Source organism: Pseudocalidococcus azoricus BACA0444, assembly GCF_031729055.1.
Classification (GTDB): Bacteria; Cyanobacteriota; Cyanobacteriia; order Thermosynechococcales; family Thermosynechococcaceae; genus Pseudocalidococcus; species Pseudocalidococcus azoricus.
The window spans coordinates 14796-28099 of sequence record NZ_JAVMIP010000024.1 but is presented as its reverse complement, the minus strand read 5'-3'; the positions used below and the strand labels follow the sequence as shown (position 1 = coordinate 28099).

General features: G+C 43.9%; 15 protein-coding genes. 9 read left to right on the top strand and 6 right to left on the bottom strand.

The window, feature by feature from the left end; all coding sequences use genetic code 11:
- The first annotated feature begins 5 nt into the window (after positions 1 to 5).
- Genes RIF25_RS15570 through RIF25_RS15555 form a run of 4 tightly spaced genes read left to right on the top strand, consistent with a single transcriptional unit; the run spans position 6 to position 3854 of the window.
- Entirely contained in the window at positions 6 to 1052 is a 1047-nt protein-coding gene (locus RIF25_RS15570) for a hypothetical protein (protein ID WP_322879441.1), read from the top strand.
- Between the two features lie 3 nt (positions 1053 to 1055).
- On the top strand, positions 1056 to 2159 hold the full coding sequence (locus RIF25_RS15565) for a glycosyltransferase family 4 protein (RefSeq protein ID WP_322879440.1): 1104 nt from the start codon (positions 1056 to 1058) through the stop codon (positions 2157 to 2159).
- Between the two features lie 7 nt (positions 2160 to 2166).
- The gene (locus tag RIF25_RS15560; RefSeq protein ID WP_322879439.1) at positions 2167 to 2595 is read left to right on the top strand and encodes a PqqD family protein; all 429 of its coding nucleotides are present in this window, start codon (positions 2167 to 2169) and stop codon (positions 2593 to 2595) included.
- A 47-nt stretch (positions 2596 to 2642) separates the two neighbouring features.
- Positions 2643 to 3854 (top strand): glycosyltransferase family 4 protein, encoded by a 1212-nt coding sequence (locus RIF25_RS15555; RefSeq protein ID WP_322879438.1) that lies wholly within the window; start codon positions 2643 to 2645, stop codon positions 3852 to 3854.
- A gap of 24 nt (positions 3855 to 3878) precedes the next feature.
- On the opposite strand, the gene RIF25_RS15550 is transcribed toward RIF25_RS15555, so the two are convergent.
- The 3 genes from RIF25_RS15550 to RIF25_RS15540 are packed head-to-tail and all read right to left on the bottom strand — an operon-like array spanning position 3879 to position 6707.
- Complete coding sequence (locus tag RIF25_RS15550; RefSeq protein ID WP_322879437.1) at positions 3879 to 4955, bottom strand: nucleotidyltransferase family protein; 1077 nt, start codon at positions 4953 to 4955, stop codon at positions 3879 to 3881.
- Positions 4952 to 5638: a glycosyltransferase family 2 protein gene (locus RIF25_RS15545; RefSeq protein WP_322879436.1), complete on the bottom strand. Its 687-nt coding sequence runs from the start codon at positions 5636 to 5638 to the stop codon at positions 4952 to 4954. Before RIF25_RS15545 ends, RIF25_RS15550 begins: the two co-directional genes overlap by 4 nt.
- Positions 5622 to 6707: a hypothetical protein gene (locus RIF25_RS15540; protein ID WP_322879435.1), complete on the bottom strand. Its 1086-nt coding sequence runs from the start codon at positions 6705 to 6707 to the stop codon at positions 5622 to 5624. Before RIF25_RS15540 ends, RIF25_RS15545 begins: the two co-directional genes overlap by 17 nt.
- 428 nt (positions 6708 to 7135) lie before the next feature.
- Here RIF25_RS15540 and RIF25_RS15535 point away from each other — a divergent pair, with 428 nt between their 5' ends.
- From RIF25_RS15535 to RIF25_RS15525, 3 genes are all read left to right on the top strand, one after another.
- A complete protein-coding gene (locus RIF25_RS15535) occupies positions 7136 to 7609 on the top strand; it encodes a low molecular weight protein-tyrosine-phosphatase (RefSeq protein ID WP_322879434.1) in 474 nt (157 codons plus the stop codon).
- A gap of 48 nt (positions 7610 to 7657) precedes the next feature.
- Complete coding sequence (locus RIF25_RS15530; protein ID WP_322879433.1) at positions 7658 to 8656, top strand: ABC transporter ATP-binding protein; 999 nt, start codon at positions 7658 to 7660, stop codon at positions 8654 to 8656.
- 645 nt (positions 8657 to 9301) lie between these two features.
- Complete coding sequence (locus tag RIF25_RS15525; protein ID WP_322879432.1) at positions 9302 to 10273, top strand: LysR family transcriptional regulator; 972 nt, start codon at positions 9302 to 9304, stop codon at positions 10271 to 10273.
- A 4-nt stretch (positions 10274 to 10277) separates the two neighbouring features.
- Here the strand turns inward: RIF25_RS15525 and RIF25_RS15520 are convergent, their stop codons facing one another.
- Positions 10278 to 10796, bottom strand: a complete 519-nt coding sequence (locus tag RIF25_RS15520; protein WP_322879431.1) for a Coq4 family protein — start codon at positions 10794 to 10796, stop codon at positions 10278 to 10280.
- Between the two features lie 7 nt (positions 10797 to 10803).
- On the opposite strand from RIF25_RS15520, the gene RIF25_RS17425 reads away from it, so the two are divergent.
- Together RIF25_RS17425 and RIF25_RS15515 are read left to right on the top strand one after the other, a co-directional pair.
- Positions 10804 to 11034, top strand: coding sequence for a transposase family protein (locus tag RIF25_RS17425; RefSeq protein WP_407682455.1), 231 nt, complete (start codon positions 10804 to 10806; stop codon positions 11032 to 11034).
- A 192-nt stretch (positions 11035 to 11226) separates the two neighbouring features.
- Positions 11227 to 11427, top strand: a complete 201-nt coding sequence (locus RIF25_RS15515) for a hypothetical protein (RefSeq protein ID WP_322879430.1) — start codon at positions 11227 to 11229, stop codon at positions 11425 to 11427.
- A gap of 56 nt (positions 11428 to 11483) precedes the next feature.
- Here the strand turns inward: RIF25_RS15515 and dnaB are convergent, their stop codons facing one another.
- Positions 11484 to 12836, bottom strand: a complete 1353-nt coding sequence (gene dnaB / locus RIF25_RS15510; RefSeq protein WP_322879429.1) for a replicative DNA helicase — start codon at positions 12834 to 12836, stop codon at positions 11484 to 11486.
- A gap of 6 nt (positions 12837 to 12842) precedes the next feature.
- Positions 12843 to 13301: a 50S ribosomal protein L9 gene (rplI, locus tag RIF25_RS15505; RefSeq protein ID WP_322879428.1), complete on the bottom strand. Its 459-nt coding sequence runs from the start codon at positions 13299 to 13301 to the stop codon at positions 12843 to 12845.
- Between the last annotated feature and the right edge of the window lie 3 nt (positions 13302 to 13304).

Sequence of the window (13304 nt, the reverse complement as noted above, 5' to 3'; positions counted from 1 at the left end):
AAGCTGTGAAAAAATTCAACGGTGCAATTGAGGCTACAGCAATTATTGAAGGGTTTAACCAGGCCTGGACAATTGCTGTAGAGGAGTATCATCAAACTACGATAGTTTTAGCCGGACGACCTGTACGCCTGCGGGTAGTTGGGACTTTGTTGAATGAAAAATTGTTAGCAGTCTGGCAACACCTGACTTTAGGAGCCGATACAAATCAAACTGCCGACTTAGAAATCCTGCTTTGGGATCATTCTCTAATGAGTAGAACTGAGGATACCCGTATTAATCTACCGGATAGCCTCGGAGCTAGCGTCGAAATTTCCACTAACAATCGTTATGTCCTGTCTCGACAACAAGGGTTAACTACCCTTTTAGATCGGGATAAATCGCGCTTAATTGGATACTTGTGTGCTAACAAAGCTCTCTCATTTCGTGCTCAAGCCCGTCCTCTAGAACAATTGTTAAGACTTTGGCATCGAGATTTGGGGATTAATGTAATTCACGCCGCGATGGTCGCAAAAAATAATCAAGGAGTCCTGCTTGCAGGTCCAAGTGGTGCAGGAAAATCAACCTCTGCCTTGGCCTGTCTAACGGCTGGATTTACCTATTTAGGAGATGATCAAGTTGGCCTGGAAGTCAGCAATAATCAGACTTATCTTGGTCATAGCCTCTATAACTCAATTCTGCTCAATCAAGATAGCTTAGATAAATTTCCAGATCTGATTGGTTATGCCATGATCGATCGAGATCAAAAGGAGTCAAAAAACTTAATAATCCTATCTCAAATCCCTCAATCCCTTACTATAAAGTCCACACTGATTAGAGTTATTATTTTGCCTCGGATGAGTCAAGAATCCGTCACTTACCTCTGTCCGGCCAAGCAGTCTCAAGCTCTGATGCAGATGTTGCCTAACTGCCTAACTTTATATCCAAGTTGGCATCGCCATGACTTTAATACATTGGCAGCACTCATTAAAGATATACCTGCTTATTGGTTGAATTTAGGCGGAAATCCAGTGGATGTTCCTGAGTGTATTCATGAAGCAATATTAAAAAGTTAAGAAATGAAAATTCTCTTTTTTAGTGCCCACTTTTGGCCTTATATCGCCGGTGGTCAAATTATGGGTGCTCAGCTAGTTAAAGGATTACAACGAAACGGCCATGAGGTCACGGTTGTCACAGCCCATGATACGTTGGCACTACCTGATAAAGAAAAATTTTTTGAAGTTCCCTTATATCGATTTAGGTTTTGGCACGCGGTAAGAGACCGTAATGCCGAGCTAATTTTTAAGCTCCGGCAAGACCTTTATGATTTGAAAAAGTCTCTGGCCCCTGATTTAGTTCACATGAGTAGCATTTCACCAATAGATTTATTTCATTGGCACACGGTCAGAGCCGCCCCAGTTCCAACCCTCCTCACCATTCAAGGATCGATGCCAACATGGGGTTCAGGAACAGAAAGTATTGCGATTCAAACCCTCAATAGTGCTGACTGGATCTGCGCTTGTTCTACCGCAACTTTAGATGAGGCTATTCGCTTAAGTCCGACGATTCAATCCCGTACATCTATCATTCATAATGGCAAAGAACCAACAGATATTGTTCCCGCTCCCCTACCCAGCAATCCGCCGCACATCATTTGTATTGGGCGTTTAGAGCAAGAAAAAGGGTTTGATCTGGCCATTAATGCCTTTGCTAGAGTTTTAAAAATCTTCCCTACTAGTCGTCTTACGCTAGTTGGAGATGGAAGTAAACGAAAAGAATTAGCCACTCAGACCCAAAAGTTAGGAATCTCCGAACGAGTTTTTTTTAGAGGTTGGGTTGCCCCTGAACAGATACCTGACTTAATGAACAGTGCAACCATTGTGTTGGTTCCCTCTCGGCGTGAGGCCTTTGGCCTGGTAGCCTTGGAAGCAGCCTTGTTAGCTCGCCCAGTTATTGCCAGTGCTGTAGGTGGTTTACCCGAAGTCATAGTTAATCGAGAAAGTGGAATTCTAGTCCCAATAGAAAATAGCCAGGCTCTAGCCCAAGCCGTAATAGACTTACTTCAACAGCCTGAAACAATGATCCGCCTGGGTAAATTTGCCCGCCAGCACGCCATCGATCATTTTAGTTTTGATCGTTATCTAAAAAACCATGTTATTTTATATAAGAAACTAATCAAGTAAGGCTAGAATGTCGATTCTATTAAAACAACTTAAATCCAATCAAGCTGAAATAGCTGCACAAGTGTTAGATGGTGAGTTGATTATTATTAATTTATCGGATGGTGTCTACTATAGCATGGATGCAATTGGTGCAGACGTTTGGGTTTTGTTAGAGCAGGGTTACAGTTTATCGGAAATTAGTCAGACTCTCAGTGTGGCTTATAACATCCCCCAAAATACTATCGAAGATGATCTACAAGACCTAGGTCAACAACTGATTTCAGAAAACCTGGTAAGAGTATCAGAGCAAGATTTAACTACGCAATCTAGCCTGCCTCAATTAGAGACTATTCGAGACTCTTATCGCTCGCCGATCTTAAATATTTATCGAGATATGGCTGATATGCTGGCACTGGATCCACCGATGCCTGATCTTAAAGAAGTCCCTTGGAAATAGTTCAAAAATTGTGAATCTAAACTAATACTTAAGCAAAGTAAGAGCTTGTGTCACAATCAACAACATTTATTCTCTTGACCACAGATTTCAAGCCTCTAGTTGGTGGAATTTCCGAGTATCTCCATCAACTTTTTCAAGAAATAGCTGAGTATTATCCTGTTGAAGTTTGGACAACTGTTGAGACCCTACCTGATCAACGCTCGGCTTATCTACGTAAGCAACTGCCATATCTCCGGGAATTAATGTCGGAGCAAGAGCGAGAAAGATTCCAAAATCTTAATTCTGGTCAATATATTTATCTATTAAAGAAGTACAATGCTCAACAATTGCAGTCAATTCTTAAAAGGGAAAATTTAGCAAAAATTGAAGTATTTATTGGTGTTTGGAATCTTATTGCATCTTGTTGGTGTCAGACTTTACGTCAAGTTGGCCTGCGTTACTCGATCTTTGCCTATGGCACTGAGTTAATCTCTCCCCAATATCTAAGTGTAGATCGCTGGCGTAGGACAGATTTTCAACAGGCAAAGACAATTTACGCTTGTAGTCAGGGAACTGCCCACTTAGTTACTCAAGTGATGCAAACAGAAATTCCTATAAATGTAGTGAATCCGGGTATTAACCCCGATCTAGTTCTACAAAATTTCTCGACAGCTATCTGTTCTTGGCAACCTCAACTCAATATCAAAACTCATTGTAATCAACTAACTCTGCTAACTGTAGCTCGCCTGGTTCCCCATAAAGGTATAGATTTAGTTCTAGCAAGTATGGCAACCTTGACAGCTGAGTTTCCTAATCTTGGCTATTGGATTGCAGGCAATGGTCCAGATCAGAATCGCCTACAACAGTTGTGTCAAGTCTATTCCCTAGAAGATTACGTCTATTTCCTAGGAGAAGTGGATGAACTAGAGAAGCAGGCTCTTTACAAAGCTTGTGATATTTTTATTATGCCTAGCCAGAGTCATAAGCATCAAGAATGGGAAGGTTTTGGGATTGTCTTTTTAGAAGCAGCATTAGCTGGGAAACCATGTATTGGGAGTAATCAGGGAGGTATTTCCGACGCAATTGTGGATAATGTGACGGGATTTTTAGTTGAGGCTGAAAATGTTGAAGCGATAAGCCAAGCAATTCGCTGTCTCTTACTCAACCCAAACTTAAGGGCCGAATTTGGCCGTCAAGGACTGGCTCGGGTTAGAGAAACTTTTACATGGAAAATCATAGCTCAAAATTTTATACGTTTGCACCAAATAGAGGTAAGTTAGAGTTATATTTTTATCTTGTTTAAATCATTTTATTAGATGCTTAATTTTTCTTGCTAATACTATTGGTCCAAGTTCTTTAATAAGCCAGAATTTTTCATAATGATTTTGAGTTAGTTTTAATAAATATCTTAAGCTCTTATGCCGTCCTGTAGAGTTTTTCAATAATACGAAAATCTCTTCTGTTGGGGATGTAACTTGTTCTACTAATTCAGATAAAAATGCTTCGGGAACCGGGGACTGGAAAGACTGTTGTAAATATTGCAACATTACCCAAAGTGGGAGTGAAAACCCGGCAGACTTAGCATTATCCAGTAAATTTTGCCAATCAATTTGAGGAAATTGCTGAAGTAAAAAGTATGCATCATAAACCCATGTTAGGGATTGACAACTAGATGAAGTAGCTGCGTGCCCACATATATGTAGCAACAAATCTGTAAAATTAAGACTATTAACTTCTTTGTTCATGATTAATAGAGGCTTACTAGCCACTAACATTTTATTTTGTACCCTGTTATAGACTGCGTTAGCAAATAGGTTACGATGAATGAAGACCGGAAGGCCCGATGGGTGTTTTAACTCAATATCAAGCTGTTGAACATCTGAACTAATCAACCTTAAGTTAGCTTGTTTAAAAGCCATAATTGCTTGTTTACATTCCATAGATCGAATGAATAAATCAATATCATGACAGTGTCTTAAGCTTGGATGTGGATATGCAATTGATGCAGTTACAGAACCCTTTAATAAGAATGGCCGTATATTTACTTTATGCAAAACATCTAAGGTTTGATATAAAATTCTTTCATAGGTTTTATTTCTCAGTTGTTCACGCATTACTGCTGTACGTAAGACAGTTTGTAGTGTATTAGAGATTTTAATCTCATTTCTTATTAACCCATAATAGAGTAATGGCAAATGTCTCTTGTAGGGCTGTGATTGCTTTTTAATTGCTATGAGTGGTTCCTGATTTTTCTGTTTCCAGGCCTGCCATGCTTTTTCTCCAGCATCTCCTGTTAGTAAACATGTTTGTAAGAAGAGCGTATAATCTAGCTTTGGCAAAATAACATTTAAAATACCAGCAAGTTTTGTAATAGATTTCATATTTTTCTCTGATTATCTAAGTTCGTTTTAACAATTTTGAGGAATTCCTGTTTACTCTCTAATGAATGTCGCCGGGTTAAATTTTTCTGATGCATTCGATGATACGTGAGGACATCAGTTACAATAGCAAGCTTTAGTCCAGCTACTCTGGCCCGGATAAACCACTCGGTTGCGTCAGTAAACCATAAGTTAGTATCAAAGTTACCAATCAATTCAAAAGCTGTGCGTTTAGCCAAGAGACTTGGAGTTGCATAACCGGGAATGGGTTGTGAGCGTGAATGATTCGCAAAATAAATCTTCTCACAATTTAAAGACTCTGACCAAAATCGCTCAACATAAGTAATACAAAGACTTAGCTCTGCGTCATTACAAAATGCAGTCATCTGCCGAGTTAGTTTTTCAGGATGCCATAGGTCATCCGCATCTAAAAAAGCGATAAATTCACCCTGGGCATGGCTGAGTCCTAAATTTCGAGTAGCAGCCGGTCCAGAGGTAGGTTGTGAGTAAAAGCTGATGGACGCAGAGTAACTAAGAGCAATTTCTCGAGTATTATCCGTAGAGCTATCATCAGCGATAATAATTTCTAGTGGCCGCCAGGTTTGATTGAGAATACTTTCAATCGCTTCATCTAGATAGCTGCCGGAATTAAAAGTAGGAATAATACAGCTAACTATTGGACTCATTATTAAAACTCTTAGTGCATTGTTGACTTATAGAATTTATATATTCGCTTGATTCTTGTTTACCTAATCGAGCTAATATAACTCTTCTATAAAATAGAATATCAGGATTATTTGGATGTTCTTTGAGAAGCTTTTGGGTAATTACTAATGCTTGCACTATTCTTCCCTTTTTTAAAAAACTTTTGATTATTGATATGCTATGGTTTAAGCTTGGCTTACCTGAAAAAAATAAGTAATGTTGGTGACTATACTCTCTGTCTAAAATAACTTCCGATGGTGTAATTAAGGGAAAATCCAGATCATAAACATCTAAAAAATCTTTAAGTATTGGATTTTTTGTGTTTGTAGAATCGAGACTTATGCCAACATTTTTAACTAGATTTCGAGATGGAACTACTGATAATCCTCCCTGCGATAGTTGTGCAAATGACCATTGATAATCCCAACAATGGCTGAGATTCTGGAGAGCAAACACACACCCTTTTTGAAAATGCTGAAATTCTTCTGGATGGTCAATTAACTGAGCAATTGATTGCAGAACATTTGATTGTGAGTATGCTGATATTCCATGGTCATAATATTTCCAGGCCCGCTTCCAAGTAGCCCACCCCCAGGCACTTCCATAAAGAGAAAAGTAATAACTCTGTTCATTTGATTTCCATTCTCCTAGTGGATTTGTACCACAAATTTGAGTAACCCTATGATCCTCTCGATATCGTCCTAAAAGTTCTGAACAGAACTGGAAAAAACTTGGCACAGGCAAGCAATCATCCTCAAGGAAAATAGCTTCTTCAACTTGTGTAAACACCCAATTGATTCCTTTTGAAATGCAATAACCACACCCCAAGTGATGATCAGCATAGTTCTTGACAACTTCACAGGGCCAATCAATAGTTTCAATAATGGCTCGGACTTTTTGACATTGATCTATTTCTTTTGAATGGATAGAACGGGCTTTGTCTGCAACTATAAATAATATAGTAGGTTTAACAGAACGTAAACAGTCAATAAGTCTTTTTGTAGATTGAGGTCGATTAAAAACAAATATAACAATCGGAATGTTTAGCATCTAGACTAACGTCATACAAAACACGGTAGTGAAAATGAGGTAATGACTACTTATGCCAAAAGCAGCTATTAAAAAATTATATAGCAGTCTGTCTTCATTTGTGAGAATGATTGATTATCACCGGCTTAGGCAAGGGGCAGCCCTTCAGTGGGACTAGACTCAAATCAAAATTTTCATGAAAAATAAATATAACCCCAATCTCACAAATCATTACTGTTTGCTATATTCTTTAGTAGGTTTGGTGCTGAGATACTTGTCTTAGCCGCAGTGGTTGCATAGGACTTGTGATCAGCAAAACCGCCATTGAGCTTGAACAGTGAGCGGCCGCCTTAATATCTCGTTCCAGGCCCTGGCAGTGAGTCGAGGGGATCGAGAGTGAACAAATTTGAGACAATAAACGGGGAAATTCCCCTTGATTGGAGGCTCTGATGACGAAAAAACTGCTCTTTGTCTGTCTGGGTAATATTTGTCGCTCCCCGGCTGCAGAAGGCATCATGAAGCATTTAGTCCAGGAGGCAGGCTTAGGTCAGGAGATTTTCTGTGACTCTGCGGGTACCAGTAACTATCACATTGGCGAACTCCCCGACTCCCGGATGATGATGATGGCTAGACAAAGGGGAATTCATCTGGAGAGCCAGGCCAGGCAACTGCACCCGGAAGATTTAGAGAAATTTGATTTGATTTTAGCAATGGATAAAGATAACCTCGCGGATATTTGCCGTCTTGATCCTCATCAAAAATATCAGGACAAAATTAAATTGATGTGTGACTATTGCCAAACCTCGGACCTTCAGGAGGTTCCCGACCCCTACTATGGCGGTAAGCACGGCTTTGAACTGGTGTTGGATTTACTCACAGATGCCTGCCAGGGCCTATTAAATTCCCTTTCTGTCAAAAAATAACTCGCTGTTCTTAAGGCCAGATGCCAAACCAAATGCCATAGGTGTACCGTGACCATTATTCAATGTCAGGCCTTGTCTAAAGTCTATACAGTCTCGGATAAAGCCTCGGGTCTGAAGGGGACTCTAGATCATTTTTGGCGGCGCAAATATCGGCAAATTCCAGCAGTTCAAGATGTCAGTTTTGAGATCCGGCCGGGGGAAGTGGTGGGTTTTTTGGGCCCCAATGGTGCAGGCAAAACCACGACCCTGAAGATGCTTACGGGCCTGATTCATCCCACCGCTGGACATTTGACTGTGGCGGGACAAATTCCCTATCAACGCCGCCCCAGTTTTCTGAAGCAAATTACGTTGGTCATGGGGCAAAAACAGCAGTTAATTTGGGATCTCCCGGCCTGGGACTCATTACGAATTAATGCCGCGGTCTATGAATTGTCAGAGCGCGAATGTCTGCAACGGGTTGGTGAACTGGCCGAAATGCTGGATTTAGGGGACAAACTCCGACAGCCAGTGCGGAAGTTATCCTTGGGGGAACGGATGAAAGCTGAACTCTTGGCGGCCCTGCTCCATCGCCCCCAAATCCTATTTTTAGATGAGCCAACCCTCGGCCTGGATGTGAATGCCCAAATGAGTGTGCGCGCCTTCCTAAAAACCTATAACGAACATTTCCAGGCCACGATTCTCCTCACCAGTCACTACATGGCAGACATTACGGCCCTCTGTGAACGGGTCTTGCTGATCCATCAGGGTGAGTTAATTTATGATGGGCAGTTGGATGACCTTTTAGATAAATTTTCCCCCTATCGCCAAGTCAAGCTGGAACTCAATCAATCTGTCCCAGCCAGTGAATTACAACAATTTGGGGATATTGAAGCGGTTCAGGAACGGGATGTGCGCTTAATTGTCCGCCGAGAACACCTCACCGAAACCGTCAGTAAAATTTTGGCTCAACTGGATGTTTGTGACCTGACCATTACGGATCCACCCATTGAGGAGGTGATTGGGCGGGTATTTTTAAGCCTGGATCAAACCCATGCAGCTTCTCAGTGACCAGAAATTCTTGGGTACAAGCCCGGCACTACTTCGCACGCACGCTACAGGGCGGGGAGGATGTCAACTACTTGAGCAAGAGACTTTAGCATTTCTAGCAGGGATGATGTACAAATCTTTCAGGCTATTTATAGTCATTTCGATAAAGAATGGGACATTAGGCAGCACAACAGTTTCGGATAATCTCATCAATCGGGGTTTCTAATTCGGCGTACATTCTGGCTCACTTAAGGGCGTTAAAATCCTGCTCTATCTTCTGGTAGATCAACGACTATGCGAAGCCGTCAGGCAAGTATCGCCAGTTCCCTCTGTTGAATATAGGAGCTAACTCGTTGTCGTAAATCTAGACTGTTGCTCATGCAGGTAGTGAGAGAATAGGCACAACGCTTGAATTGATCGCCTGATATATTCCCAGTGTCCCACTCCGGCTTGGAATGACCATATCATCCTACACAAACTGTTCTGAACAACTCTTAATCCCAAACGCAAAATCCCTTCAGCACTATTTGGTTGAGGTGTGCCTAGCCGTAATATCCGTATGACCCTGAGCCGACTTTTACTCGAAAAGCTAAATAGCAGCCTTTTGTTTGATAGAATTTAGTCTATGTGAAGTCGTGATATATCTCTTCCAAGGAGAATTTAGGTGTGAAGCAAGCCACCCTGCACCAACTGAAAGTTTTTGAAGTCACCGCCCGTCATGGCAGTTTTACCCGAGCTGCAGAAGAGCTTTTTTTAACCCAGCCGACTGTATCCATTCAGATGAAACAACTCACGCGGGCGGTGGGGCTGACCCTGTTTGAGCAAGTGGGTAAACGACTTTATTTGACCGAAGCCGGTAAAGAACTCCTCGCCACTTGTCAGGATATTTTTGAACGGCTGGATCGCTTTGACATGGCCATCGCAAATCTGAAAGGTCTCAAGCAAGGGCATCTGCGTCTGTCTGTGATCACCACTGCCAAATATGTGATTCCCCGGCTGTTAGGTCCCTTCTGTCATCGCTATCCGGGCGTTGATGTTTCCCTAATCGTCACCAACCATGAGCAAGTGGTGGAACGTCTCCGGGATAATCTGGATGATCTCTACATTCCCAGCCACACCCCGGAAAATATTGATGTTGATCAGCATAACTTTTTGGATAATCCCCTCGTTGTCTTGGCTCCCAGTTCCCATCGTTTGGCTGGCCGGCAAAATATCCCCATCCAAGAACTCAACGGTGAGGCTTTTATCATGCGAGAGGTAGGATCAGGAACGCGCCAGGCCATTGAACGGTTATTTGCCGAGCATGGAATTGAAATTCAAGTCCGTCTGGAGTTGGGCAGTAGTGAAGCCATTAAACAAGCCATCGCGGGAGGCCTGGGAATTTCGGTGATGTCCCGTCATTGCTTGGCCTTGGATGGAGACTCTGGACAATTTACCATCCTAGATGTGGAGCATTTCCCGATTCAACGCCATTGGCAAGTGGTGTATCCGGCCGGAAAACAGCTATCTGTGGTGGCCCAGGCCTTTTTTGACTACATGATCCAAGAAGGTCGGACGGTGATTGAGGACAACTTAGATCGCCATGCACCACCCCATCACCCCCCCGCTGTAGATGTCTATGCCGCTGTTCCCGCCTGAGTGTCTAACTGCCGCTTGGAGCGACTTTTAATTCTGCCCGCCAGTCAGTAACAGGTTTTTCCCAGGCCAACTCCCACTTTTGCCCCCAAAATGGCCCGGCATTCTGTCCCAGTTGATACCCCTGATAAACCTTTTCGACAGTCATGTTCAACTGATCTGGGTGCTTAATGGCAGCCATGATGCCTGACACGATAATCAAAACGGCACTGGGATAATGCATCTGGGCCAGGCCAAAGGCTTGAATGGCAATCTCCCCGGCCTCATCTGTGCCAAAACCCGTTACCACGTGCCAAATGTCATGGGTTTGCCGGACTCGTAAGCGAATGTAATCCAGCACATCATCCGTGGGAACCCGCGGGAAGAAATCCGCGTTGAATCCCCCTTGGGTCAGCATATTGGCATATTGAAAGCCCAGTGACTCTCTGGGTAACTTCAAAAGAGCCTCGAGGTCAAGGCTATCCAGGTTTTGGTCTAGGGCAAACACATACTCAGAGAAGTAAAGATGGGAGGGTAGAGTTATCAAACTAGCTATGACTCCGGTTACGGAATCGGGTTCAATCTTGCAAGAGCACTTCCAGAGTCTAGAAGACCCAAGAGCCTTGAATCTATTAGAGCATCAGCTTCTGGAGATTATTGGGTTAACCATCTGCGCCGTCATTTGCGGAGCGAAGACATCATCACCATTGATGGCAAGACCGTGGGTCACTCCTAGGACTGGGGCGGGAAAAAAACGCCAGAACAGTCCCACTCCCTTGGTTTAGCCTCACCCTCCTCGACTGGAGTTTCGTGGCATTCATTGCTGGGACAACATCTCTCCTGGTTAATTTCGGCCTTGGGTGGAACAGTGGAAATCGAAGCCGAGACCAAGCGATTGCGGCAAGAAACCATGAAATTGAAGCTCGAGAACGAGAGATTAGACGGGGTTTATTGGCAGACGAAGAACGAGAACGCGCATGCTGCTGCAAACCAGCCTGAGCGCAGAAACGATACGGGGTTTATTGGCAGACGAAGAACGAGAACGCGCGGCTCGCTGGGCTAGAATCCAAAATCAATTTATTATTCTCCAAATACGGAATCAACTCGAACCCAGTCAACAAACCCAAACAGCCCTGAAAGATTTTCTGGTGTTCTTAGAAGAGTACAAAGATGTCTAAGCCTGACTGTACAAGGCTCGTGTTTTAGGGGCATTCCATTACGGTAAGGAAGGGGATTAGCGATCCCGAGCTAGGTTCTCAAACCGAGTAAATTGCGGATCAAACAAAAGCTTGACGGTTCCCACAGGCCCATTCCGGTGCTTGGCTAAAATTAATTCGCAAACCCCTCGATCCGGCGTGTCAGGATTGTAGTATTCATCACGGTATAGCAATATCACTAAGTCCGCATCCTGTTCGATGGAACCCGATTCGCGTAAATCTGACATCAACGGACGTTTGTTTTGCCGTGCTTCCACCCCCCGACTTAACTGCGACAGGGCAATCACCGGCACATTCAACTCCCGCGCCAGGCCCTTGAGGGAACGGGTAATTTTTGATAACTCCTGGACGCGTCCTTCATTGCCATCATCACTGCCCATCAGTTGTAAATAATCCACCAAAATTAGGCCCAGGCCCCCTGGATGTTCAGCTTGGAGGCGGCGGGCATTAGAGCGAATTTCTCCCAAACCAGGATTAGGCGAATCGTCTATATAGATTGAAAGCTGGGAAAGAGTACCAATGGCGCGACTCAGAGGTTCCCATTGATGTTGACTGATCCGCCCGGCCCGTAAATAGTTACTGTCAATGCGCGCTTCACTAGCCAAGAGCCGTTGAATGAGTTGCTCCTTAGACATTTCTAAGCTGAAAACCGCGACCCCTAATTTATGAATTTCAGCAATTCGTTTGGCAATTTGGAGCGAAATCGCCGTTTTACCCATCGAGGGCCGCCCGGCAATAATTACTAAATCCGAGCGTTGAAAGCCTTGGGTTAAGTTATCGAGGTCATAAAAATTACAGGATAGGCCAGGAAGAATATTACCAATCGAGCGTTGTTCCAATTCCGCAAAGGCACTGGCCAAAATTTCTTCAGTGGCCACTAGCCCCTGCTGGACACGATCTTGGGTCACACTAAAAATCTGCTGCTCGGCCTGATCCAAAATCGTATCCAGACGAGTAGAGGTATCATAGGCGGCCTGGGCAATATCGTTGGCAGATTGGATCAGCTTGCGGCGCAGATATTTATCTTTGACCAGGCCAGCATATTGATCAATATTGACAGCACTGACGGTGCGATCCACCAATTCTGCCAGTTTATTTTGCCCACCCACTTTTTCCAGTAAGCCCTGATCCTGCAACCAGGCCGTCAGACAGAGTAAATCCGTAGGACTGCCGCGCGCGTGGAGGGTTAGGGCCGCTCGGTAAATATCTCGATGTGCGCTCAGATAAAAGGCATCCACAGGCAACAAATCAGCAATCCGACTAATCGCCTCTGGATCCAGCAAAATTCCCCCCAAAATAGACTCCTCAGCTTCGAGGTTCTGGGGCGGAATGGGCGAAAAATCGGGACGGAAACTGGGTTCCTGTACCATAGGAGATTATTCAGGCACAACCAAAACCGTAATCGTAGCTGTGACTTCCGGGTGGAGTTTGATTTCTGCGGTGTAGCTGCCAAGCTTGCGAATTTCGGGCATGGTAATTTCCCGCCGATCCACGGTTTCTTGGGCAATGGCTTGAATCGCGGCGGCCACGTCTTGGTGGGTGACACTGCCAAAGAGAGCATCTTTTTCCCCGGCCGGCATCGCAATCGAGAATGTGCCAATGGTCTCTAAGGTCGCTTTTTGTTGCACAGCCACGAGTTTTAACTCAGCAAAGCGTTGCCGCTCTTGTTCTTGAAGCCGAGCTACTTGTTTGAGGGCCCCAGGAGTGGCGGGTTGGGCCAGGCCCCGAGGGAGTAAATAATTCCGGGCATATCCGGGAGCAACTTCGACAATGGAGCCGACTTTACCCAGTTTGTAAATATTTTCATTCAGCACCAACTGCATCCGTTTGGCCATGAC